Annotated in this window: 21 protein-coding genes; 14 read left to right on the forward strand and 7 right to left on the reverse strand. The window is 72.9% G+C overall.

Annotated features, from left to right (window positions below; all coding sequences use genetic code 11):
* Positions 1 to 27: 27 nt before the first annotated feature.
* Positions 28 to 864: an exodeoxyribonuclease III gene (locus EDF28_RS05565; protein ID WP_123937444.1), complete on the reverse strand. Its 837-nt coding sequence runs from the start codon at positions 862 to 864 to the stop codon at positions 28 to 30.
* A 120-nt stretch (positions 865 to 984) separates the two neighbouring features.
* Between EDF28_RS05565 and EDF28_RS05570 the strand changes: the two genes are divergently transcribed.
* Genes EDF28_RS05570 through EDF28_RS05595 form a run of 6 tightly spaced genes read left to right on the forward strand, consistent with a single transcriptional unit; the run spans position 985 to position 4,029 of the window.
* Positions 985 to 1,458, forward strand: coding sequence for an Asp23/Gls24 family envelope stress response protein (locus EDF28_RS05570; RefSeq protein ID WP_123937445.1), 474 nt, complete (start codon positions 985 to 987; stop codon positions 1,456 to 1,458).
* Complete coding sequence (locus tag EDF28_RS05575; protein ID WP_111086173.1) at positions 1,455 to 1,646, forward strand: DUF2273 domain-containing protein; 192 nt, start codon at positions 1,455 to 1,457, stop codon at positions 1,644 to 1,646. The genes EDF28_RS05570 and EDF28_RS05575 overlap by 4 nt, the downstream gene beginning before the upstream one ends.
* Positions 1,643 to 2,014 carry a hypothetical protein gene (locus tag EDF28_RS05580; protein ID WP_123937446.1) on the forward strand — a complete coding sequence of 124 codons (372 nt, stop codon included), beginning with the start codon at positions 1,643 to 1,645 and terminating at the stop codon, positions 2,012 to 2,014. The genes EDF28_RS05575 and EDF28_RS05580 overlap by 4 nt, the downstream gene beginning before the upstream one ends.
* The gene (locus EDF28_RS05585) at positions 2,011 to 2,649 is read left to right on the forward strand and encodes a hypothetical protein (RefSeq protein WP_123937447.1); all 639 of its coding nucleotides are present in this window, start codon (positions 2,011 to 2,013) and stop codon (positions 2,647 to 2,649) included. Before EDF28_RS05580 ends, EDF28_RS05585 begins: the two co-directional genes overlap by 4 nt.
* Positions 2,646 to 3,248 carry a hypothetical protein gene (locus tag EDF28_RS05590; RefSeq protein WP_123937448.1) on the forward strand — a complete coding sequence of 201 codons (603 nt, stop codon included), beginning with the start codon at positions 2,646 to 2,648 and terminating at the stop codon, positions 3,246 to 3,248. Before EDF28_RS05585 ends, EDF28_RS05590 begins: the two co-directional genes overlap by 4 nt.
* A gap of 7 nt (positions 3,249 to 3,255) precedes the next feature.
* Positions 3,256 to 4,029, forward strand: coding sequence for an aminoglycoside 3'-phosphotransferase (locus tag EDF28_RS05595; RefSeq protein ID WP_123937449.1), 774 nt, complete (start codon positions 3,256 to 3,258; stop codon positions 4,027 to 4,029).
* On the opposite strand, the gene EDF28_RS05600 is transcribed toward EDF28_RS05595, so the two are convergent.
* Positions 4,026 to 5,375, reverse strand: a complete 1,350-nt coding sequence (locus EDF28_RS05600) for a M23 family metallopeptidase (protein ID WP_123937450.1) — start codon at positions 5,373 to 5,375, stop codon at positions 4,026 to 4,028. The genes EDF28_RS05595 and EDF28_RS05600 overlap by 4 nt on opposite strands.
* A 64-nt stretch (positions 5,376 to 5,439) precedes the next feature.
* A complete protein-coding gene (locus EDF28_RS05605) occupies positions 5,440 to 7,107 on the reverse strand; it encodes a hypothetical protein (protein WP_123937451.1) in 1,668 nt (555 codons plus the stop codon).
* Positions 7,108 to 7,193: 86 nt separating this feature from the next.
* Here EDF28_RS05605 and pyrE point away from each other — a divergent pair, with 86 nt between their 5' ends.
* On the forward strand, positions 7,194 to 7,745 hold the full coding sequence (gene pyrE, locus EDF28_RS05610) for an orotate phosphoribosyltransferase (RefSeq protein WP_071404348.1): 552 nt from the start codon (positions 7,194 to 7,196) through the stop codon (positions 7,743 to 7,745).
* A complete protein-coding gene (locus tag EDF28_RS05615; protein ID WP_123937452.1) occupies positions 7,742 to 10,027 on the forward strand; it encodes a septum formation family protein in 2,286 nt (761 codons plus the stop codon). The genes pyrE and EDF28_RS05615 overlap by 4 nt, the downstream gene beginning before the upstream one ends.
* 269 nt (positions 10,028 to 10,296) lie before the next feature.
* Here EDF28_RS05615 and EDF28_RS05625 read toward each other — a convergent pair whose 3' ends face one another.
* Entirely contained in the window at positions 10,297 to 11,250 is a 954-nt protein-coding gene (locus tag EDF28_RS05625) for an aldo/keto reductase (protein ID WP_123937453.1), read from the reverse strand.
* 111 nt (positions 11,251 to 11,361) lie between these two features.
* Between EDF28_RS05625 and EDF28_RS05630 the strand changes: the two genes are divergently transcribed.
* Positions 11,362 to 12,006: a HEAT repeat domain-containing protein gene (locus EDF28_RS05630; RefSeq protein ID WP_123937454.1), complete on the forward strand. Its 645-nt coding sequence runs from the start codon at positions 11,362 to 11,364 to the stop codon at positions 12,004 to 12,006.
* 390 nt (positions 12,007 to 12,396) lie between these two features.
* On the opposite strand, the gene EDF28_RS05635 is transcribed toward EDF28_RS05630, so the two are convergent.
* On the reverse strand, positions 12,397 to 13,086 hold the full coding sequence (locus EDF28_RS05635) for a metal-dependent transcriptional regulator (protein ID WP_123937455.1): 690 nt from the start codon (positions 13,084 to 13,086) through the stop codon (positions 12,397 to 12,399).
* 37 nt (positions 13,087 to 13,123) lie between these two features.
* Between EDF28_RS05635 and EDF28_RS05640 the strand changes: the two genes are divergently transcribed.
* The gene (locus EDF28_RS05640; RefSeq protein ID WP_185094141.1) at positions 13,124 to 14,002 is read left to right on the forward strand and encodes a CPBP family intramembrane glutamic endopeptidase; all 879 of its coding nucleotides are present in this window, start codon (positions 13,124 to 13,126) and stop codon (positions 14,000 to 14,002) included.
* 76 nt (positions 14,003 to 14,078) lie between these two features.
* Here the strand turns inward: EDF28_RS05640 and EDF28_RS05645 are convergent, their stop codons facing one another.
* Together EDF28_RS05645 and EDF28_RS05650 are read right to left on the reverse strand one after the other, a co-directional pair.
* On the reverse strand, positions 14,079 to 14,891 hold the full coding sequence (locus EDF28_RS05645) for a methyltransferase domain-containing protein (protein ID WP_123937457.1): 813 nt from the start codon (positions 14,889 to 14,891) through the stop codon (positions 14,079 to 14,081).
* 2 nt (positions 14,892 to 14,893) lie between these two features.
* Positions 14,894 to 15,691 carry an HAD-IIA family hydrolase gene (locus tag EDF28_RS05650; RefSeq protein ID WP_111086157.1) on the reverse strand — a complete coding sequence of 266 codons (798 nt, stop codon included), beginning with the start codon at positions 15,689 to 15,691 and terminating at the stop codon, positions 14,894 to 14,896.
* A gap of 182 nt (positions 15,692 to 15,873) precedes the next feature.
* On the opposite strand from EDF28_RS05650, the gene EDF28_RS05655 reads away from it, so the two are divergent.
* The 4 genes from EDF28_RS05655 (at position 15,874) to EDF28_RS05670 (ending at position 18,534) form a co-directional block, all read left to right on the forward strand.
* The gene (locus EDF28_RS05655; RefSeq protein WP_123937458.1) at positions 15,874 to 16,569 is read left to right on the forward strand and encodes a TetR/AcrR family transcriptional regulator C-terminal domain-containing protein; all 696 of its coding nucleotides are present in this window, start codon (positions 15,874 to 15,876) and stop codon (positions 16,567 to 16,569) included.
* A gap of 50 nt (positions 16,570 to 16,619) precedes the next feature.
* A complete protein-coding gene (locus EDF28_RS05660; RefSeq protein WP_123937459.1) occupies positions 16,620 to 16,916 on the forward strand; it encodes a DUF4190 domain-containing protein in 297 nt (98 codons plus the stop codon).
* A 19-nt stretch (positions 16,917 to 16,935) separates the two neighbouring features.
* Positions 16,936 to 17,802 (forward strand): hypothetical protein, encoded by an 867-nt coding sequence (locus tag EDF28_RS05665; RefSeq protein WP_123672029.1) that lies wholly within the window; start codon positions 16,936 to 16,938, stop codon positions 17,800 to 17,802.
* A gap of 87 nt (positions 17,803 to 17,889) precedes the next feature.
* Positions 17,890 to 18,534 (forward strand): TrmH family RNA methyltransferase, encoded by a 645-nt coding sequence (locus EDF28_RS05670; RefSeq protein ID WP_123937460.1) that lies wholly within the window; start codon positions 17,890 to 17,892, stop codon positions 18,532 to 18,534.
* Positions 18,535 to 18,649 lie beyond the last annotated feature (115 nt).

The raw sequence follows: 18,649 nt of genomic DNA on the forward strand, positions 1-18,649 counted from the left end.
CAGAACGCGTCACGACCGCGTGATCGCTCAGAAGATCATCGGGCGGTCGTCGTCGAGCGACGTGTCCAGGTCGAGGTCGACCACCACGGGGACGTGGTCGCTCGGGGCGTCGCCCTTCCGCTCGTTGCGGTGGATCGAGGCATCGGTGACGACGTCGGCGAAGGCCTGCGAGCCCATCACGAAGTCGATGCGCATGCCCTCGTTGCGCGGGAACCGCAGCTGCTTGTAGTCCCAGTAGGTGTAGCCGTCGGGGACGATCGGCCGGACGACGTCCTGCAGCCCCTTCGCCTCGAACGCCCGGAACGCGGCGCGCTCGGGTTCGCTGACGTGGGTGTGGCCCTCGAACACGCGGACGTCCCACACGTCGGTGTCGAGCGGTGCGACGTTCCAGTCGCCCATCAGCGCGAGCGGGGTCTCCGGCGACGCGGCGATCCACTCGGCGGTGCGGTCGGCCAGCTGCGCGAGCCAGTCGAGCTTGTACGTGTAGTGCGGGTCGCCGACCTCGCGCCCGTTCGGCACGTACAGGCTCCAGAGCCGCACGCCGTCGACGGTGACGCCGATGGCCCGGGCCTCGACGGGCAGGTCCGGCCCCTCGTGTCCCTTGAGGAAGCCGGGCTGGCCGGGGAAGTCGCGGGTCACGTCCTCCATCGGCAGCCGGCTGGCGAACGCGACACCGTTCCACTGGTTCAGGCCGTGCGCCTCGACGTGGTAGCCGGCGTCCTCGAACGCCTGCACCGGGAACTGCTCCGGCTTGCACTTGATCTCCTGCATGCCGAGGACGTCGACGTCCTCGCGCACCAGCCAGTCGACGACCCGCCCCACTCGGGTGCGGACGGAGTTCACGTTCCAGGTCGCCACGCGCATGGCATCGAACCTACCGGGGACGACCGACCCCGCCGTGCAGCGCGCCGCCTGCCGCTCTCGGGCGCAGCGCGGCACGATGGTGTTCGCTGGAAGTCCAGCAAGCGAGCGCAGGAGGCACTGATGGCATCGACGACGAACCGCGTCGACGGGACCGTGACGACCGGCACCACGACCGGCACCACCACCACGCAGGTCACGGCCAAGGGCAAGACGATCATCGACGACACCGTCGTCGCCAAGGTCGCGGGCATCGCCGCGCGTGACGTCCCCGGCGTCTACGCCCTCGGCGGGAACGCCTCGCGGGCCTTCGGCGCCATCCGCGACGCGATCGGCTCGAGCGCGCTCGGCCAGGGTGTCCGTGTCGAGGTCGGCGAGACCCAGGTCGCCGTCGACCTGACGATCGTCGTGGACTACCCGATCCCGATGATGGACGTCGCGTCCGCCGTGCGCGCCGCCGTCACGAGCGCCGTCACCGAGCTCGTCGGGCTCGAGGTCACCGAGGTCAACATCGCGATCAACGACGTCAACATCCCGGCACTGAACGGCACCGCCGACGACCTCGACGGCGACGTCCGCGAGGGCCGGGTCCGGTGAACGCCACCGTCGTCGGGATGGGCGTCGGCGCCCTCCTCGCGATCGTCGCGGTGACCCTCGGGTTCTGGGCGTTCGTGGTCGTCGCCGTCTGCATGGCCGTCGGCGGCCTGGTCGCCCGCATCGTCGCCGGTGACGTCGACGTGCGTCGCCTGGTCGACGTGCTGCGCGGACGCCGGAGCTCGTCGTGACCGACGCCGCCGTCGCCACGGTCGGCGACAGCGGCGTCCGGCTCCGCGGCTCCGACCGCATCGGCACGTCGGCGCTCGTGCACACCGCCCAGGCGGTCGCCGCCGAATCGCTGCGCGTGGCCTTCCGGGAGGTCCGTGCCCGGGTCTCCGACGACGGCCGCGGCGCGCTGGCGGTCGAGATCACCGCCCCGCTCACCCTGCCCGTGCTGGGGAGCCACGCGGTCCCCGACGAACCCGTCGTCACGAGCGCGCACCGGGCCCGTGGCACGATCGCCGAGCGGCTCCGGACCATCACCGGCCGACAGGTGTCCCGGGTGACCGTGACGTTCGCGTCGTCGGTCGTCGACGTCCCGCGGAGAGTCCGGTGACCGCCGTGGACGACCGGACCGCATCGGTCCCCGAAGCCGGCCCCGCACCGTCGACCGACCACGCCGCCACCTACCGCCGTCTGCTCCGCCGCGAGACCCACGTGTCCCGGTCGGGTGCCGTCGTCATCGCGATGCTCATCACCCTCGTGCTCGCCGCCGCTGCCGTCTTCGCCGGTGCCCTCGTGCTGCTCGACCAGAACGTCCTCGGCGTCGACCCGCGTGCCGTGGTGGACGCCGCCCTCGCCGCGCCGGACGGCCTCGACACCACGCTCGTCGTCGGGATCGCGGCGATCGTCGCCCTCGTCGGCCTGGTGCTCCTGCTGCAGGGGTTCCTGCCGCAGCGGCGTCCGCGCCACGCGATGGCATCCGACCGGCTCGCCGTCGTGGTCGACGACGAGGTGCTCGCCTCCGCCGCGGCACGTGCCGCCCGTTCCGTCACGCGGCTCGGGCCGGATGCCGCCGTCGGCACCGTGGGCCGCCGGACCGTCGAGGTGGTGCTGCGTCCCGCCGCCGGCGTCGACGTTCCCGCAGTGGCCGCGACCGAGGCCGTCGAGCACGAGTTCGCGGGGATCGACGCGCTGCCCGCCCTCGCTGCACGGGTGCGCGTCCAGCCGACCGGACGGGTGGACGGATGAACGCGACCAACCGTGGGCTCGGCCGGACGGCACTCGTCGTCGTCGGGCTCGTCCTGTTCGTCGCCGGGGTCGGTGCGATCCTGGTGCAGACGGCCCAGGGCCTGCCGCTCGTGGCGTCCTGGTGGCGCACGGCCGGCGACGCACTCGCGGGCCTCGGCACGGACACGTCGCGCGATGACTCCCTGCTGTCGTGGACGTGGGTGCTCGGCGGCGGGGTCGTCGTCGGCATCCTGGCGATCGTGGTGCTGACGACGCTCGGCGGTGGCCGTGCGGGCACCGTCGTCGAGAGCGACGGATCCTCCGACGGCGTCGCCGGTTCGGTGCGCGTCGAGTCCACGGCCGTGCAGCACGCGCTGTCGTCGGCGATCGGGGAGCTGCCGCAGGTGGCCTCGCTCGCGGTCGACGTCTACCGCGTCCGCGGCGGCCGGGCGATCCGGGTGCGGGTCCGTCCGCGCCGGGGTGCCTCACCGCGCGAGGTCACCGAACGGGTCGAGGCCGTCGTGGCCGACCTGGACGCCCTGCTCGGCGAACGACTGCCGGTCCTGCTCGAGATCGCACGCGGTGGGGCCGGGTCCTCGCGCCCGGACCGCGTGCACTAAGGCCGTCGTGGTGCGGTCGATCGGCGGGCTGCCGGGGCCGGACTCCGTCGTCCCCGTGCCGCGGGTGGTCGTGGAGGCCGCCCGGGGCCGCGAGGTCGCCCTGGTCTGGCACAACGAGATCGGCGGCACGACGTTCCGGATCGGCCCCGACGAGCACGCCGACGAGTTCGTCAAGGTCCTGCCGCACGCCTACGGCCGGTGGATCGGCAACGAGGCCGCGCGACTGGAGTGGGCGTCACGGTACGTGCGGGTGCCCGAGGTGCTCGACCACGGTGCGGACGACGACGGCGTGTGGCTGCACACCCGTGCAGTCCCCGGGTGGAGTGCCGTCGACCCGCGGTGGCACGACGAACCCCGGACCGCGGTGGTCGCGGTGGGCGAGGGCCTCCGCGCGTTCCACGACACCCTGCCGGTGGACGACTGCCCCTTCGTGTGGTCGACCGTGGCGCGGCTCGACCGGGCCCGCGCGGCGGGTGCCGACACGGATCGTCTCGGGCCGGAGCCTCCCCGCGACCTGACGGTGGTGTGCCATGGAGACCCGTGCACGCCGAACACGCTCATCGGTGCCGACGGTCGGTGGAGCGGGCACGTCGACCTGGACGCCACGGGTGTCGCCGACCGCTGGGCGGACCTGGGGGTGGCGACGATGGCGCTCGGGTGGAACTACGGGCCCGGATGGGAGTCGCTGTTCCACGAGGCGTACGGGGTGCCCGAGGATCCGGAGCGGACGGCGTGGTACCGGGCGCTGTGGAACGCCGACGTGGACGACCTCGGGGACTAGAAGGCGACGCCCCGCGCGGACATGAACGGCACCGGGTCGGTCGTGGCGCCGTTGATGTGCACCTCGATGTGGCTGTGGCACCCGGTCGACTGGCCGGTCGACCCGACGAGCGCGATGAGCTGCCCCGCGGAGACCTGCTGGCCGATGCCGACCCGGAAGCCGCCGTTGACGATGTGACCGTAGGCCGTCTGCACGCCGTTGCCGTGGTTGATGCGGACGTAGTTGCCGTAGCCGCCGTACCAGCCGACGTAGTCGACGGTGCCGGCCGACGCGGCGACGATGGGCGTCGAGCAGCCGCTGGCCAGGTCGGTGCCGTCGTGCTTGATGACGGTGCCGTAGATCGGGTGCACGCGGTAGCCGTACGGGCTGATGACGTAGCCGCTGGCCGGGCGGACCCAGCCCTGACCGCCACCCGAGCCGGCGGAGCCGCCACTGCCCGAGCCGCTGCTGCCGGAGCCGCCACCGCCGCCGGACGATCCGCCGCCGGCGTTCGCTGCTGCCGCTGCCGCCGCGGCCAGTTCTCGGGCGGCACGGGCTTCGGCCTCGCGCGCGGCCTTCGCCTCGGCCGCCTTGCGGACGCGCTCACCCTTGGCGAACTCGGCCTCGGTCCGGACACGGCCGGAGACCAGGGTCGCGAGCTGGGCGTCGAGACGGGCCTTGTTCGACTGCTGTTCGTCGTACGCGGTCTGCACGGCGTCGGAGGCGGCCTGCGCCTCTTGCATGCGGGCCTCGGCCTTCGCGGCGAGGCTGTCGAGTTCTTCGGAAGCGCGGTCCGCCTGTGCCTCGAGCGAGCGGGCGACGCCCGCGTCGACGCTGGCGGCGGCCTGGACGCGCTCGGCCTGTTCGGACAGCTTGCTCAGCGCGCCGAGGTCGTAGAGCAGGTCGCGGGCGTCCTCGCCCTTGGTGAGCACCGAGGTCGTGACGTCGGCACCGCCCGAGCGGGCCATCTGCGCGGCGAACTGGCCGGCCTGCGCGGCGCTCTGGTCGGCGACCTTCGCGTGTTCGTCGGCGTCGGCGCGGAGCTTCTGCTCCTTCTCGGCGGCTTCCTGCGCGTCGGACTGCGCGTCGAAGAAGACGTCGCCGAGTTCCTTCGCCTTCGCCTGGGCGGCTTCGACCTTGGCGTCGAGGTCGCTGATGATGCCCTTGATCTCGGTGATCTGCCCCTGCTTGGCGGATTCCTTGCCACGGGCGTTCTTGACCTCGTCCCACGTGGGGTAGGTCACCGCCTGGGCAGTGGGTGCATCGACGACGACCGTGCCGACGAGGCCCGCGAGTGCCAGTCCGGTGACGGCGAGGCGGAGGCGCACGGAGGCACGAGGGGTGCGGTGGCTGGTGGGGCGAGACATCGACCACGAGCCTATACATCCGTACAGAGATGATCGGACGCCGACGCGCCGCTGTGGACAACTCCTAGAACCCGCGCTCCTGCCGGATCTCGTCCGCACTGCCGACCACGTCGCGCCGGAGGACGTCCGCGCCGGAGGTCCCCGCGTAGTCGTAGACGTCGAACCCCGTGCAGTGCGTGATCGTCGCCGGGGCACCGAGGGAGTCCTCGACCGCGGTGGTCCACAGGTCGTGCGACCCGACCACCACGAACGTCGGGTCGGCGTCACGGTAGGCCCCGAGGTCGACGAGCCACGGGTACGTGTCGAAGGTGTCGCGGACCTGCAGCAGCTGCACGTTCGTCGCGGAGTACGTGGCGAGCGGCCGCACGGTCCAGAACTGGCCGACCCCGGTGACCGATCGTCCGTCGGCCCAGCGGTCCAGGCAGGACGACGGCGTGTACCGGGCGGTGGCGACGGCGTGCGCGGTGCTCGGTGCGGTGGCGATCCCGGCGGCGAGGACGGCGACGGCGGCGATCGCGACGGTGGCGCGGACCCCGCGGAACGGCCGGTGCACGCGGGTGCGACGGACCGCGGTGCGCGTGAGCTCGGCCACCGCGACGAGGGCCAGCAGCGGGGCGGTCACGACGGGCTCGAGGTACCGCGGGGTCTCCGACCCGACGAGGACGACCCCGATCGACGCCGCGACCACGGTCACCAGGGGCAACGCGGTCGCGACGAGCACGGTACGCGCGGTCCGGACCCGCCAGGCCCACACCGTGCCGCCGACGGTGACGAGCACCCCGACGAACATCAGGAACAGCCCGGCGTCGCCCGCCGCCGTGCCGGCTCGCACGTCGGTCAGCGCCGCGAAGAACTGCAGGGTCTCCACCGCGCGCGACGGCCGGACGTAGGCGGACGGGTCGAGCGACACGAAGGGCTGCAGCGGGATCCGCACCAGGTACCCGAGCAGCGACCCGACCGTCACGGTGCCGGACAGCAGCAGCGCGGGACGCCACGGCACCCGGCGCACCGCCGCCAGCAGCAGGAGCGTGACCACCACGGGTGCGGCGGACCACGGCACGTACAGCGGGTTCGACGCCGTCGTGCACAAGGCCACCAGCCCGAGCACCACGAGCACGACGACCGACGCCCGCCCGACCCGCACGGCGCGGAGCACGAGCACCGCGGTGCCGAGCATCGCCAGCACCACGCCGTAGTAGTACGTCGTCGTCAGCAGCAGGGACGCCAGCTCGAGCGACGTCGCGGTGCCGGACGACTCCGTCAGCACCAGCAGGGTCACGAACGCCACGCTCACCGCCGACACCGTGATGCGGGCCGCTCGTCCGGCCGACGGCATGAGCTCGTTCGCGGCAGCCCGGACCAGCGCGTACACGGCCAGCAGGACGAGCACCCCGTTCAGCGCCAGGGCCTGCTGCGGGGTACCCGTGACGAGGGCGCAGAGCAGGTAGACCGGCAACTCGGGGAAGAAGAACAGCGCCGGGGACATCGCCCACTCGAACGGCTGCCCGAGCTGCATCGACCGGTGCACCAGGGGCAGCAGCACCGAGTCGCCGTCGTACCAGAGCAAGGCGACCCGTTCCGTGGCGACGACGTGGCGGAGGGCGATGACGGACAGAGCCAGTGCGACCAGGGCGCCCAGGGCCTCCCGTCCGATCGCCCCGGCCACACCGCCGGACCGACGGCCGCCGGACGGAGCCGGCGCCACGGCGGAGCGACGCGGTGCTCGGGGCATGTCCCGGAGCGTACCGAGGGCTGCTCGGGACGACCCCACAGGACGGGGGAGCGCGCTGCGAGTCCGACCGGCTACCCTTGTGCGCTGTGACCGACGCGCGCGAACAGTTGATCCAGTACATCTCCTCCGAAGCGGTGTTCCACGGCGACTTCACCCTGACCAGCGGGAAGAAGGCGACGTACTACATCGACCTGCGGAAGGTCAGCCTGGACCACCGGGTCGCGCCGCTGATCGGGCAGGTCATGACCGAGCTCGTGCAGCAGGTGCCGGACGTCTCGGCCGTCGGCGGACTCACCATGGGTGCCGACCCCATCGCCAGCGCCGTGCTGCACCAGGCCGCCGCACAGGGCCTGACCTACGACGCCTTCGTCGTCCGCAAGGAGCCCAAGGACCACGGCCGCGGCAAGCAGGTCGAGGGCCCGGACCTCAAGGGCAAGCGCGTCGTCGTGCTCGAGGACACCTCCACCACGGGCGGCTCGCCGCTCAAGGCGGCCGAAGCGCTCGAGCGTGAGGGCGCGATCATCGCCGCCGTCGCGGTCGTCGTCGACCGCGACACCGGCGCCAAGGAGACCATCGAGGCAGCCGGGTACCCCTACTTCGCGGCCATCGGGTTGGCTGATCTGGGGCTGACCGCGTGAGCGGGGAGCGTCCGGACGACGCGCGCGACCCCGAGGACACGGCCGGCCCCGCAGCGGCGGCCGATGGTGCCGACGGGGTGGACGGCCAGGAGGCCCGGCGCGCGTCCGACCCGGACGCTCCGTTCCACGGTCTCCGCAGCGCCGCGGACATCTTCGGCGCCCCGCGGGGCGAGGAGGACTGGCCCTCGCGACGGGAGCGCCGCGAGGCCGAGCGCACCGCACGCGAGACGGGCGCACCGTTGCCGGAGCCGTTCGAGGCTGCGACCCCTGAGGCCTCGGCCCCCGAGGCGTCGGCGCCCGAGGCGCCCACCGCGCCTGCTGCTCCGGTGCTGGACGACGGCGCGACGCAGGCCATCTCGATGCCCGAGCAGCTGTCGGCGCCGTCCGAGAGCCCGGACGCCGCCGCCGAGCACGAGCGCTCCACCCTGCACGACCGCATCCCGCCGGCCGCCGTCGTGCCGCCGAACCCCACCGCGCCGCACCCCTCGTCGATCGTGCTCCCGACCGCGCAGACCCACCGCGACGAGCGCGCCGCGGCGTCGCAGGCCATCGAGGACGAACGTCGCCGCGTCGACCCGTTCGGCGAGGGCCGTGCCGACGTCGACTGGCTCGGCCGTGCGACCGGCTCCGGCGCACCTGTCCCGCCCGCCGGACCCGTGGCGCACCAGCCGCTCGGCGTCGAGAACGTGCTGCCCCCGTCCGAGGAGCCGCCGAGCTTCACCGACCTGCTCCGGATCGCCGGCACGGGGTCCGTGCCCACGCAGGGCGCCGGACCGGACCGGCCGTTCGACTGGGCCATCCGCGACGACGAGACCGGCGAGGTCCCGACGACCCTGACCGGCGACTCCTTCGACACGACGGCGTTCGGTGGCGGCGGTTCGTGGTCGTTGGCGGACGAGACCGATGCCGAGGACGAGGTCGTCTCCGGCGAGGTCGACACCCCGGTCGACGGGGTGCCGCAAGCGCCACGGACGTTCCCGGTGCCGCCGGCGGTGCCGACTGCTGCTGCTGCGGCTGCTGCGGCTGCCGCCGTGCCGCCTGCTGCTGTGCCGCCGACGGTGGCCGGTGCCGGGCCGGTGGCTCCCGCGGAGCCGACCGAGGCCCTGGACGCGACCCGCTCGGCTGCCGAGGGCGACGGGGCGGACGCGGCCACGGGTCTCCCGGACGCCGCGACCACCGCGCTGCCGGTCGCCGGGACGCCCTGGTGGTCCGAACCCGACGCGACCGTGCCGCCGACCGCTGCGCCGCCCCTCGTCGAGCCCGCTGCGTCGCCCGCGTACCCGGCGCACCTGCCGCCCGCGGTGGGCCAGGACCTGGACGCCGTCCTCGGCCTGCGCCGGGACGACACGGGGGCGCAGCCCACGGCGTTGCCGGCCGCGGCGCCGGACGAGCTGGACCAGTCCGAGTGGGACGGCCGCGAGACCAGCGACACGAGTGCGATCAAGGACCTGTTCGGCACCGAGGCCGTCGGGCAGCTCGGCGGCACGGGCTACGACCCGGAGGACACCGGGACGCGGATGATGCCGGCGGCCGCGGTGCCGTCGGCTGCTGCCGGTGCCGGTGCCGGTGCCGGTGCCGGTGCGTCGTCACCTGCTCCCGCTCCGTCGGGCCAGCCGGTCGAGCGTGACAACTTCATCAACCAGGGCGCTGCGCGCCTGCGGAGCGAGGGCAAGCGCGGCAAGCAGCTGCTCGTCTACGGCTCGATCGCCCTGATCGTCGTGCTCATCGTCCTGGTGTTCCTGCTGTCGAAGTGGATCCTCGGCAACAACATCTCCGACCAGGAGATCGCGCCGACGAAGTCCCCGGCGGCAGCGTCATCGGCTCCGGCGACTCCTTCGACTGCGGCGTCTGCCGCTCCCTCGGACGAGGCCGCTGCTCCGGCTGCGACGCTCCAGTTCGCCACCACGCCCGCGCTGCCGGGCGAGCACGCCTGGACCGACCTGGCCGGCGGGGAGTGCCTGTCGCCGTTCACCAACGCCTGGGCGCAGAGCTTCACGGTCGTCGACTGCGCGACGCCGCACATCGGGCAGCTCACCGCACGGATCGCCGTCGACGGGGACGCCTACCCGGGGGCCGAGGCCCTCGCGACGCAGGCGGCCGACCAGTGCCAGTCGGACGCGGCGCTGAACGCCTCGGCGGCTGCGGCCGTCGGGGACGTGCAGGTGCAGGGGTCGTACGCGCCGGACCAGGCGACGTGGGACCAGGGCGACCGGTTCATCTCGTGCTTCGTGACCCGGTCGTCGGGGCAGGAGCTCACGGCGTCGTTGGCGCCGGGGGCGTAGGGCTGCGGCTGCGGCTGCGGCTGCGGCTGCGGCTGCGGCTGCTGCTGCTGCGGCGGCGGTCGGCTGCAGGTGTCGGCTGGACGGGGTGCGTGCGGGCGCATCTTCCGACGATCCACGACGTGATCGACGCGTGTTCTGTCGGCACATGCGCACGCATCGGATGCGTGTGCAATGAGCGACGTTCCACGAGTTGATCGTCTGGTGGATCGTCGGAACATGCACACGCATCCGTGGCGCGCGAGCCAGGCCGGGGTCGAGGCGGGCGCGTGTCAGGCGGCCGCGGGGACCTTCGCCGACACGTCGGACAGGGTCTGCAGCTCGTCGGCGCTGAGCTCGAGCTCCGCCGAGGCCAGCAGCGCCGGCAGCTGCTCGGTGTTGCGGGCGCTGGCGATCGGCGCGACGACGTCCGGCTGCGCCTGCAGCCACGCCAGGGCGACGGTCGCGAGCTCGGTGTCGCGGGCCTCGGCGATGGTGGACAGGGCGTCGACCACGGCGAGTCCCTCGTCGTTGAAGTAGCCCGAGACCTGCCCCTCGCGGTCCTTGCCGGCGAAGTCCTCCTTCGAGCGGTACTTGCCGGTCAGGAACCCGGCGGCGAGAGCGAAGTACGGCACGACGCCGAGGCCGTGCGCGTGGGCGAGTGGGGCGATCTCGGACTCGTACGGCTCGCGGGTGACGAGGTTGTAGTGCGGCTGGATCGCGACCGGCTGCGCGAGGCCGTTCTCGGTCGCGATGCGGATCCACTCCTCGGCGCGGTCCTTCGAGTAGTTCGAGATCGCGGTGTAGCGGACGATGCCGTCCTTGACGAGCTGGTCGAAGGCGCGGACGGTCTCCTCGAGCGGGGTCGACTGGTCGTCGAAGTGCGCGTAGTACAGGTCGATCCGGTCGGTGCCGAGGCGCTGCAGGCTGGCACGGGCGGCAGCGGCGACGGTGTCCGCGCCGAGGCCCTGGAACTGCGGGTGCTGCGAGCCCTTCGTGGCGATGACGACGTCGTCGCGCTTGCCCGAGGCCGCGAGCCACGAACCGATGACCCGCTCGGACTCGCCGCCCTCGTTGCCGGGGGCCCACGCGGAGTACACGTCGGCGGTGTCGATGAAGTCGCCGCCCGCCGCGGTGTAGGCGTCGAGGACCTGGTGGGAGGTCGACTCGTCCGCCGTCCACCCGAAGACGTTGCCGCCGAGGGCGAGGGGGAACACGTGGAGGTCGCTGGTACCGATGCGGGGCATACGGGGGTCCTTTCGTGGTCGGGCGAGCGGTCCTCGATGCGAACCGCTCCTCGGCCGACGCTATGCCCCGAGGCTTGACACGGCCCCGGTGGCAGCGGGTTGCATGGACCCATGACCGCACTCACCGATGCCCTCGCCGACCCCCGTTCCTCGGTGCGGCTGCAGGCCGTGATGGCCGCCGGGACCACCCCGGACGCCGCCGACCTCGACGTGCTCGTCGAGCAGTGCGCCGTCGAGCCGGACTTCTTCGTCCGCGACATGCTCACCTGGGCGCTGACCCGGCACCCGTCGGCCGACGTCGTCGCGCGGGTGGTCCCGTCGCTCACCCGTTCCGAGCCGCAGGCCCGCAGTCAGGCGTTGCACACCCTGTCGAAGGTCGGCGACCCGTCGGCTTGGCCGTCGGTGCGCCCGTTGCTTGCGGACCACGACGACGACGTGCTCCGCGCCGCCTGGCGGACCGCCGTCGCGCTCGTGCCCGACGACGAGCGGGGCGACCTGGCCCGGACGTTGGCGGTGCAGCTCGGGGTCGGTCCGCGCGAACGGCGGCTCAGCCTGTCGCGGGCACTGGTCGGGTTGGGCGAGGATACGGTGGCGCCGGTGCTCGCAGCGGCTGCCGCCCGGGGCTCCGACGCCGTGCGGGACCACGTCGCCGACACCGAGCGGCTGTTGCACGACCCGGACGCTGCGTCCGCGCTCGCCCTCGAGCGGGCTCGGCGCGAGGTGGCGCTCGGCCGCACCCGGTCTGCCAAGGGCTAGGGCCGGTGGGCGCGCCCGGCTGGGCGCGTCGAGTGGTCGAGAACCGTCGGCGTTGCGGTGGTGGGGCGGGCGCGTCGCGCGGTCACGAAACCCCGTGCCCTGGGCGCCGAGTGGTCGTGAACCGTCGGTCGCGGGGCTGTCGGGCGGCGGTCCCTGGCCGCTCGGCGGACGTGAGCGGGGTGTCGTGACCAGTGGGGGCGACGGACGGGAGGCGCGTGGCGGCCGCGCACCGGGCCTCCCGTCCGACACCACGCGCGTTCGCGGGCCGCGGTGCGGTCGCGACGCCCCGTGCCCTGGGTGCCGAGTGGTCGTGAACCGTCGGTTGCGGGGCTGCCGGGCGACAGATGGTGACCGCTCGGCGGACGTGAGCGGGGAGGCGGGCGGGCCCGCTCAGTCGGCGTCGGGAGCCAGCCAGATCGCGGTCGCGGCGGCGGCGGGCAGGTCGACGAGCGCCTCGGCGCCGTCCGCCCCACGTCGGGAGACCGCGATGACGCCGGCGTAGTCCCGCACCCGCTCGACCCGCAGGTGTGTGCCGAGGCCGACCCCGAGCTCGTCGAAGTACCGCAGCAGCGAGGGGTCGTCGTCGGACACCCGGTCGACGGTGCCGCACGCGCCGGGCTCGATCGCACCGAGCAGCGTGCCGAGCGTGGCGGGGACGGTGCCGTCCGCGGCAGGGATGGGGTCGCCGTGCGGGTCGTGGGTCGGGTGCCCGAGATCGGCGTCGACCCGGTCGAGGAACCGCTCCGACACCGCGTGCTCGAGCGCCTCGGCCTCGGTGTGGACCTCGTCCCACGTGTAGCCGAGGCGGGACACCAGGAACGACTCGATCAGCCGGTGCCGTCGGACCATCGCGACCGCGACCTGCTGCCCGAGCGGGGTGAGCACGACGCCGTAGTACGGGGTGTGCTCGATGAGGCCGTCGCGGTCGAGCTTCTTGAGGTTGCCCGACACCGTCGAGGCCGACACCTTCAGCGTCGCCGCGATGTCCCGCGTGGCCAGTCCGGTGCCGCCGCGCTCCCCGGCCTTCCAGATGAGCTTGACGTAGTCCTCGGCCATGGTCGACAACGAGGGCAGGCGCATACCGCCAATCGTACGGCTGCACTGGTACAACCGGGACGTGCACCAACCCCGTCGTCGCCGCTGGCCGGTCCCGCCCTCGCTGCTCATCGGCCTCGCGCCCCTCGTGGTCTTCGCGGCGATCAGCGCGTGGCGGTCACGGCCGAGCGACGACTACCCGACACTCGGCCAGACTGTCGACAGCGTCGTCCGTGCCCTGGTGATCCCCGAGGGCATCGCCGCCGTCGCGCTCGCCGTGGTCGTCACCGGGCTCGGGTGGTGGCGGATCGCGACCGTCGACCGCACCCGGACGCCGCTGCGCTGGTCCGCGCTCGCACCGGCGCTGGTGCTCGTGGTGTGCCTGGTGCGGCTGCCCCTGATCGACTGGACGGCGCTGCCCGCGCACTACTTCCTGCTGCTCACCGTCGGGGTGCTGTTCGTCGGGGTGTTCGAGGAGCTGATGGCCCGGGGCATGCTCCTGGTCGGGTTGCGTCGCCGGGTGCCCGAGTTCGGGGTGTGGGCGCTGTCGTGCGTGCTGTTCGGGCTGCTGCACCTGCTCAACGCGCTCGCCGGGGCCGGGATCGGACCGACGATGATCCAGGTCGTGTTCGCGGCGTCGTTCGGCTCCACGCTGTACGTCGCCCGCCGAGTGACCGGTTCGCTGCTCGTCCCGGTGCTGCTGCACGCGTTCTGGGACTTCGGGTCGATCGGGTACTCCGCGACCGCTGACCCGTCGGACACGGGTCGCGTCGTGGTGCTCGGCCTGATCGGGCTGTTCTCGTTCGTCGTCCTGGGCTTCGGGATCGTCGCGGGCGGCATGGTCGCGTGGCGCGACGACCGGCCGCGTCGCCTGGCGAAGCGGTGGCGTTCCGTGCCGCCGATGGCGGCCTTCGCCCTGGAGGCCCGTGGCGACCTGGCAGCGCCGGCTGCGGACCGGTAGCGGCCCGGCTCCAGAGCCGGGCGCGCGGGCGCGCGGGCGCGCGGGCGCGCGCAGCAGCGCCCGGTGGCGCGGGCCGTCAGGGCTTGCGACCGACCGCGAAGACCCGACGGAACGGGTACACGGTGCCGTGGGCGCTCGCCGGGTACGCCTCGCGCAGCGCCGCCCGGTACCGGTCGACGTACTCCGCCGTCAGCGCACCGGAGGGGTCGGCGGCGTCGAGAGCCGCCAGTGCCGGTCGCAGCCCGGTGCCGCGCACCCAGTCGAGCACCGGGTCCTCTCCCGGCAGCAGCTGCGCGTAGGTCGTCTCCCAGGCGCGGGCGGCGAACCCGGCGTCGAGCATGATGCCGAGGTAGCCGGCGGGGTCGAGCACCGGGTCCTCGCGCAGGACACCGTCGAGCGCTGACGCCCAGGGACCGGAGGTCCCGATCGACCGCATCAGGGCGTGCGACGGGGACCCGAAGTTGCCCGGCACCTGCATCGCGAACCACGATCCGGACGGCATCGCGTCGAGCCACCGCGGCAGCAGCTCCACGTGCGACGGTACCCACTGCAGCGCCGCGTTCGTCACGACCACGTCGTCGGTCGGCCCGGGCGTCCAGTCCTCGATCGCACCGAGCTCGAACGACAGGTTCGGCAGGCCCGCCAGAGCGGGGTCGGCCGCAGCCGACGCGAGCATCTCCGCCGAGCTGTCGATCCCGACCACCGGCGACGAACGCCATCGCGCTGCCAGCGTGGCGGTGAGGGACCCGGGACCGCAGCCCAGGTCGACGACGCGACGCGGGGCCTCCCGTCCATCGTCCGCTGGCCACGCGACCTGCGCGACCAGGTCGTGGAAGGGGCGCCCACGGTCGTCCGCGAACGCGGCGTACCGTGACGGGTCCCAGCGCATCGCTACAGCTCGACCTCGAAGGGGGCGGTGCGCACGAGTTCGTGCACGCCGGAGATGACCTCGCTCGGACGGAACGGGTAGCGGTCGATCTCGGCCTGGTCGCTGATGCCCGTCATCACGAGGACGGTGTGCAGCCCCGCCTCGATGCCGGCCTGCACGTCGGTGTCCATCCGGTCGCCGATCATGCCGGTGTTCTCGGAGTGCGCGCCGATGCGGTTCATCGCCGAGCGGAACATCATCGGGTTTGGCTTGCCGACCACGTACGGCTGCTTGCCGGTCGCCTTCTCGATCATCGCGGCGATCGCGCCCGTGGCGGGCAGGACGCCCTCGGCCGACGGGCCGGTGGCGTCGGGGTTGGTGACGATGAAGCGGGCGCCGTCGCGGATCAGGCGGACGGCCTTGGTGATCGCCTCGAACGAGTAGTTGCGGGTCTCGCCGACGACGACGTAGTCGGGGGCGGTCTCGGTCATGATGAACCCGGCTTCGTGCAGGGCGGTGGTCATGCCGGCCTCGCCGATGACGAACGCGGAGCCGCCGGGCATCTGGGACTTGCAGAAGTCGGCCGTGGCGAGGGCGCTCGTCCAGATGCGCTCCTCGGGGACGTGCAGGCCCGAGCTCCGGAGCCGGGCGCTGAGGTCACGCGGCGTGAAGATCGAGTTGTTCGTCAGGACGAGGAACTCGGTGCCCTCGTCGAGCCACTGCTGGATGAGCTCGGGGGCACCGGGGAGGGCCTGGTTCTCGTGGACGAGCACGCCGTCCATGTCGGTCAGCCAGCACTCGACGTCGTCGCGGGTCGCCATGGGCTCACCCTACTGCGCACGGCCGACGGGCCGGCCCGTCGGCCGGGTTCCTTCGAAGGGGCCGGGAGGCGCGGATCGGCTCTTGCGCGTCGCCCGCGGACCCGAGATGGTCGAGTCACCGAACGCCACTCGGCTTTGCCCTAGGCTTTTCGGGACACGTACCGAATCAAGGAGAACCCGCCGTGCTCGTCGAACCCGGATCCCCGACCGCCACGCCCCGCCCCGCTGCGGTGCCGGACCTGGAAGCGGCTCCCGATCTGGTCGAGGCGACACCGCGACGACGTCGGGGCCGGCCCAACGTGCTGAGCCGCGAGCAGGTGATCGACGCCGCGACGGCGATCGCGAACGAGGACGGCCTCGACCGCCTGTCGTTCCGTGCCCTCGGGGTGCGGCTCGGCGTCGCACCGATGACCGTGCACCGGACCATCGGCGGCCTCGACGACCTGCACGGTGAACTCGTCCGTCGCACCGTCGACGAGTTCACCGCCACCTTCGTCTGGCCGGACGAGTGGCACGCCGTGGTGCGCACCTTCGCCACGACGTTCCGCGACCTGATGCGCACCCACCCCCTGGTGCTCGAGTCGCACAGCCGGCGCGGGGCCCTGGTGTCCACCGAGTCCGACGCTGTCGTGGCGAAGGTCGTCGGGGCGCTCCGTTCTGCCGGGCTGCCCGATGCCGAGGCGATGTACGCGTTCTTCGTCGTGTACGACTTCGTGGTCGGGCACACCTCGGTGGAGATCGGGCGGGGCGATGCCGAGGCCGGGCGTCCCGAGCGGCATGCGCTCGTCGGAGAGCTCCTGGGGGAGCACTCGTACGACGCACGCTTCGCGCTCGGGCTCGACGTCCTCGTCGCCGGGATCGAATCGCGCGTCCGCTGAATTTCGGTACGCTTCCCAACAAAAAAAGATGTGAGATACCGTCTTTCACGATGTCCACTCAGTACCAATCCCCACAGTCTTCCGTTCCGCAGCCCTACGGTTCCGTCCCGCACCGCACGAACACCCTCGCGATCATCTCGCTCGTCGCGGCGTTCGTCGCACCGCTGATCGGGTTCATCCTCGGTCTCGTCGCGATGTCGCAGGCGCGCAGACGATCCGAGGGGGGCCGCGGCCTCGCGCTCGCCGCGGTCATCGTCGGTGGGGTGGTCACGCTGCTGTACATCGGGCTGTTCGTGACGATCGCGGTCCTCGCGGCGAACGCCCCCGATCCGACGTACTCGTACTGACCGACCACGCACGTCGATCATGAGCACCACCGATCCGGCCGCCGCCCTCCGTGCGAAGGCCGCCGCGCAGCAGGGCAGCGCCCGTGCACTGGTCATGACGATCGTGTGGGCGGCGCTCCTGCTCGCCGTCGGCGTCGTCGTCGGGTACGCGCTCGGGTCCGTCCTCGGCACCATCCGGGACATGACCGTCAACAGCGTGTTCTCGGACACGCCGGACCCGGAGTACCCGTGGTGGGCGATGCCCGTCGCGGTCACGGGGTCGATCGTCACGCTGGGCATGTACTCGAAGTGGAACCACCGCTTCGCAGGCCGGGCGTCGGAGTTCGTCGGGGTGGGACCGGTGAGCATCTGGCTCGTCGGCGCCGCAGCCGGGCTCTGGTGGACGACCGCGACGCAGTGGGCGCCCGTCGACCGCGTCGGGACCACCGTCGACCCGGCGTTCGGCCGCGACGAAGTCTGGGGCATCGGCGGCTGGATCTGGTACGCCGCTGCGTGGTGGATCCCCGCACTGGTCACCGCGCTGGCGCTGGTCGCCCTGATCGGCGGGACGGTTGCACGCCGCGGGCAGGGCGGCCGACGCGGTCGGCTCGAACAGCTGCTGCGTGCGGGGCGCCGGGTCGACGGGATCGTCACCGCGGTCAGCGGCTCGACCGCCCACGACGCCTCCTTCACGCTGCTGCGCTGGACCTTCACGTTCACGGACCTCCAGGGACAACAGCGCTGGGTCGACCGGACCGAGGGGTTCGGCGACGGAACCGGCCCGGTGCTCGGAGCGACCGTCGTCGTCGTGTTCGACCCGACCCGTCCGAGTGATCGGAAGCGCATCTTCGCGGCGACGAACGCCGGTGCCGTGCCGGAGGACTTCCTCCGCCCGGGTACGCAGTGACACCGTGACGCGGCGGGCGTTCGGCTGGACCACGTTCGTCGGACTCGCGCCGACCGGCCCGGTTCGCCGCGGCTCTACCCTGGAGGCGTGACCGACGAGCCCGCCCCGACGCACGAACTGACGACGAACGGCGTCGGCCCGCACCCGGAGCCCTGGCCGGACGACCCGCGGCTCGACCCGGAGCTGCTGGCGGCGGGGGACTCGCGGAACGTGCTCGACCACTTCCGGTACTGGTCGATGGACGCCATCGTCGCCGAGCTCGACACCCGCCGGCACGCGTTCGACGTGGCGATCGAGAACTGGCAGCACGACCTGAACATCGGGTCGATCGTGCGGAGCGCCAACGCGTTCCTGGCCGGCACCGTGCACATCATCGGGCGGCGGCGCTGGAACAAGCGCGGCGCGATGGTGACCGACCGGTACCAGCACGTCCGGTACCACCCCGACGTGCTGGCGTTCCTGGCCGCGATGGCCGAGGAGCAGCGCCCGGTGATCGCGATCGACAACACCCCCGGCGCCGATCGCATCGAGACCGCGGCGATCCCGGAGCGGTGCGTGTTCCTGTTCGGCCAGGAGGGCCCCGGGCTCACCGACGAAGCGGTGGCCGGGGCGTCCGGGCACCTGGAGATCACGCAGTTCGGGTCGACGCGGAGCATCAACGCCTCGGCGGCGGCTGCGATCGTCATGCACTCGTGGATCGTGCAGCACGCCGGCGTCCCCCGGACGGGGTGAATGGCAGGGTGAAAAACCCTCGTTTGGGCGACACGTGTCCGTGAGCATGCACAGGATGGACCTGGCGACCTGTGAGGCGGTCGCCGTTTCCTGATCCCACCCGGCAGCGTGGACC

Origin of the sequence: Curtobacterium sp. PhB137 (assembly GCF_003814955.1) — a bacterium.
Classification (GTDB): Bacteria; Actinomycetota; Actinomycetes; order Actinomycetales; family Microbacteriaceae; genus Curtobacterium.

Excerpts from the sequence above, each read along its gene's own strand:
- EDF28_RS05645 (WP_123937457.1), bottom strand. The coding sequence starts at position 14,891 with ATGCGCTGGGACCCGTCACGGTACGCCGCGTTCGCGGACGACCGTGGG.
- EDF28_RS05660 (WP_123937459.1), top strand. The coding sequence starts at position 16,620 with ATGTCCACTCAGTACCAATCCCCACAGTCTTCCGTTCCGCAGCCCTAC.
- EDF28_RS05605 (WP_123937451.1), bottom strand. The coding sequence starts at position 7,107 with ATGCCCCGAGCACCGCGTCGCTCCGCCGTGGCGCCGGCTCCGTCCGGC.
- EDF28_RS05565 (WP_123937444.1), bottom strand. The coding sequence starts at position 864 with ATGCGCGTGGCGACCTGGAACGTGAACTCCGTCCGCACCCGAGTGGGG.
- EDF28_RS05650 (WP_111086157.1), bottom strand. The coding sequence starts at position 15,691 with ATGGCGACCCGCGACGACGTCGAGTGCTGGCTGACCGACATGGACGGC.
- EDF28_RS05600 (WP_123937450.1), bottom strand. The coding sequence starts at position 5,375 with ATGTCTCGCCCCACCAGCCACCGCACCCCTCGTGCCTCCGTGCGCCTC.
- EDF28_RS05590 (WP_123937448.1), top strand. The coding sequence starts at position 2,646 with ATGAACGCGACCAACCGTGGGCTCGGCCGGACGGCACTCGTCGTCGTC.
- EDF28_RS05625 (WP_123937453.1), bottom strand. The coding sequence starts at position 11,250 with ATGCCCCGCATCGGTACCAGCGACCTCCACGTGTTCCCCCTCGCCCTC.
- EDF28_RS05665 (WP_123672029.1), top strand. The coding sequence starts at position 16,936 with ATGAGCACCACCGATCCGGCCGCCGCCCTCCGTGCGAAGGCCGCCGCG.
- EDF28_RS05630 (WP_123937454.1), top strand. The coding sequence starts at position 11,362 with ATGACCGCACTCACCGATGCCCTCGCCGACCCCCGTTCCTCGGTGCGG.
- EDF28_RS05570 (WP_123937445.1), top strand. The coding sequence starts at position 985 with ATGGCATCGACGACGAACCGCGTCGACGGGACCGTGACGACCGGCACC.
- EDF28_RS05635 (WP_123937455.1), bottom strand. The coding sequence starts at position 13,086 with ATGCGCCTGCCCTCGTTGTCGACCATGGCCGAGGACTACGTCAAGCTC.